3 protein-coding genes and 2 pseudogenes are annotated in these 2956 nt (G+C 71.7%); 3 read left to right on the plus strand and 2 right to left on the minus strand.

Features of this window, described 5'->3' with window-relative positions; translation table 11 throughout:
* Window positions 1-368 (plus strand): annotated as a pseudogene (locus tag G6021_RS08395) (TetR/AcrR family transcriptional regulator); the annotation flags it as partial.
* A 20-nt stretch (window positions 369-388) separates the two neighbouring features.
* Here G6021_RS08395 and G6021_RS17260 read toward each other — a convergent pair.
* Window positions 389-676, minus strand: coding sequence for a DUF4389 domain-containing protein (locus G6021_RS17260; RefSeq protein WP_347238935.1), 288 nt, complete (start codon window positions 674-676; stop codon window positions 389-391).
* A 1-nt stretch (window position 677) separates the two neighbouring features.
* Here G6021_RS17260 and G6021_RS17265 point away from each other — a divergent pair, with 1 nt between their 5' ends.
* Window positions 678-1013 (plus strand): hypothetical protein, encoded by a 336-nt coding sequence (locus tag G6021_RS17265; RefSeq protein WP_241736476.1) that lies wholly within the window; start codon window positions 678-680, stop codon window positions 1011-1013.
* Window positions 1014-1042: 29 nt separating this feature from the next.
* Here G6021_RS17265 and G6021_RS08405 read toward each other — a convergent pair whose 3' ends face one another.
* Window positions 1043-2350: a cytochrome P450 gene (locus tag G6021_RS08405; RefSeq protein WP_182641054.1), complete on the minus strand. Its 1308-nt coding sequence runs from the start codon at window positions 2348-2350 to the stop codon at window positions 1043-1045.
* A 57-nt stretch (window positions 2351-2407) separates the two neighbouring features.
* Here G6021_RS08405 and G6021_RS08410 point away from each other — a divergent pair.
* A pseudogene (locus tag G6021_RS08410) lies at window positions 2408-2956 on the plus strand (hypothetical protein); the annotation flags it as partial.

The raw sequence follows: 2956 nt of genomic DNA on the forward strand, positions 1-2956 counted from the left end.
GGCTCGAGCACCTCGACGACGCGGGCGAGGCCGTGCGCGGGATGCTGCTCGGCGCCACCGCACACCCGGAGATCAGCCGCCTCCTGGCCTGGTTGGCCCTGGACGGCGAGGCGGCGTTCCCACCGATGGTCGACCCGGCCGAACGACCGGCCGCCGCCCTGAGGCGCATGACCTCTCCCCCGCCGGCCGGGGACGTCGAGCTGCTCCTGGTCTTCACCGCCGTCTACGCCTGGCCGGTGCTGCGGGGCGCACTTCTGGACACCCTCGACATCCCGGCCGACCAGCGCGAGGAGATCGACGAGCGGCTCGCCGATCTCCTCGCCCGTATGGTGACCGGCCACACCGACAGTGGGGACGGAACAGTCTAGGCGGCCGGCCTGATGGCTGGCTAGACGCCGGGCTCCGTTGAGGCGTGACCGACAGGCTTCTCCGGCCCCTGGTCCAGGTGGAACGGTGGGTACTCGTCGCGCAGGAGCAGGACGTATGAGCCCACCCGGTACACCCAGCGGTTCAGTCCCACGATCAGGTCGAAGAGCCCGGGCAGGTAGCGGCCGGTGAACAGCAACCCGATCGCGGCGATCAGCACGAGCAGGCCCACCAGCGAGCTGTCCCACTCCGCGCCCCCGTTCGCCGAGGCGCTGCTCAGGGCCGCCCCGCCGCCGGTGAGGATGCCCACGATGAACAGGAGATCCTTCTCGGCCCCGGACGTGGTGGTGATCCCCGCGGTCTGCGCCTTCGGGCTGACGTATCTGCTGGTGCAGCGGCCGTGGCGGCGAAGGATCGAACTGCGAACCGAAGCGCTCGTCCTGGGCGCGGGCGAGGAGGCCTCACACATCCCGTGGGATGACATCGCGGCGATCAGGCAGGCTCCGCTCGTGTCCACCGCCAGATCGGGCCCGGAGCACATGCGCGCGTACAACGCGGCGGCGATCACCGTCGACCGCTATTCGGACACCCGGCGCCCCCGCTCACGCCGACTCGAGGACCACTACCCCACTGAAGGAAGGGATTAGGGGCAGGGTCGCGGGTCCGAGCGAGAGGGTCAGGGCCGCGGCGCGGCGAACCCTGTCGCGGGCAGCGAGTGGAACCCTCGGGTGAACGGCGAGAGCGCCCGGACGGCCGCGCCCCTGTCGACCCCGATGGTCGGGTGCGCGGCATAGAGCTCCTCCAGGGCGATCCGCGCCTGCAGTCGCGCGAAGTGCGAGCCGATGCAGAAGTGCGGACCGCGGGCGAACCCCAGGTGCCCGGTGATCTCCCGGGTGATGTCGAGTTCCTCGGCGGTGGGACCGAACTCGCGCTCGTCGCGGTTGGCCGAGCCGTAGAGCATCATCACCTTCTCCCCCGCCGGGATCGTCACCCCGCCCACCGTCACCTCACGGATGGTCGTCCGCGCGAGCGCCTGCACGCTGGACTCGAAGCGCAGGCACTCCGAGAGCGCGCCGGGGATCAGTCCCGGGTCCGCCACGAGCAGCTCCCGCTGCGGCGGGTGCTCGTCGAGCAGCGCGACGGTGTGCGAGATGAGATTGCCGGTGGTGTCGTTGCCGCCCGCCACGATCACGAAGCAGAACCCCAGGATGTCCCAGTCGTCCAGCCTCTCGCCGTCGATCTCGGCCTGCGTCAGGGCGGAGACGAGGTCTTCTCCCGGGCTCGTGCGCCGCTCGGCGATGAGCTCCCCGAAGTAGGCGAACATCTCCGCCACCGCCGCCGCCGCACCGCCCTCGAGGCCCGCCGGACGGAACCCCTCCTCCTGCAGGGTCGTCAGCGCGCTGACCCACGGGCCGAACCGGGGGCGGTCCGCTGCCGGCAGGTCGAACAGCTGGGCCAGCACGAAAGTGGGGATTTGCGAGCTGAAGTCCCGGTGCAGGTCGACCACCTCGTCGTCGTCGTCCCTCTCGGCCATCTCCGCCAGGCGCCCTCGGACGAAGTCGCGGATCTGCGGCTCGGTCTCCGCGACCCGCTTCGGGGAGAACGCCTTGGCCAGCAGCCGCCGCTTCCCGGTGTGCTCCGGCGGGTCCATCATGACGATGGTCGGCGCCAGCCCCAGCTTCTCGATCTCGTCGCGGTAGAAGGTCAGACCGCTGGCGGAGGAGAACGCCCCCGGGTCGCAGACGGCCGCGTCGACATCGGCGTAGCGGGACAGCGCCCAGAAGTCCGGGCGTCCCGCGGTGCCGTCCCCGCGGTGGAGGTGGACCGGGTCCGTCTCGCGCAACCGCCGGTAGCCGGGATAGGGATCGGCCAGGTGCGCGGGGTCGAACGGGTCGAAGGCGGGGCCCGTGGTGGTCGGGGCTGGCTCGGTCGGGGCAGGCTCGGTCGGGGCCGGCTCGCGGGTGGGAAGAACTGGGCGGGTCATGGCCACATTTAACACGTGCTGTTAGACATTGGGAAGGGGCGATCTACACTCGGGCGGGTGCCCCGCTCCACCGCGATCTCACGCCAGCCCCGATCGACCGCCACCCGGGAGGCCCTCTACCAGGCCGGACTGCGGCGCTTCGCCTCCGACGGCTGGCGGACGGCGAAGGTCCGCGACATCGTCGGCGACGCCGGCCAGGGCAATGACTCGGCGATCAACTACCACTTCGGGGGCCGCCTGGGCCTGTTGGAGGACGTGCTGCTCCGCGGGGTCCTGCGCATGGAGGACGAGCGTCGGGCCGATCTGCAGCGGTGGGCGTCGTCGACCCCCGAACTCGCGGAGATCGTCCGGGCGGTGGTGTCCCCGTTGGCCGACCTGTTGGACGACGACGAGGGCCGCTGCACCCTCCGGGTGATCGCCCAGGTCGGTGCACTCGCCGAGGTCGGCCGGACGGTCACCGGCGGCCCGGTCGCCGACACCGCCCTCCAGGACCAGCTCGAGATGCTGGTGTCGGCCGCGACCGCCCGCTGCGGCAGGGAGCTCGCCGGGCACCGGGTCCGGCAGCTCATCGTGATGCTCACCGCCGAGCTCGCGGTGCGGGCCTGC

It is taken from the genome of Dietzia sp. CW19 (genome assembly GCF_014145265.1).
Lineage (GTDB): Bacteria > Actinomycetota > Actinomycetes > Mycobacteriales > Mycobacteriaceae > Dietzia > Dietzia natronolimnaea.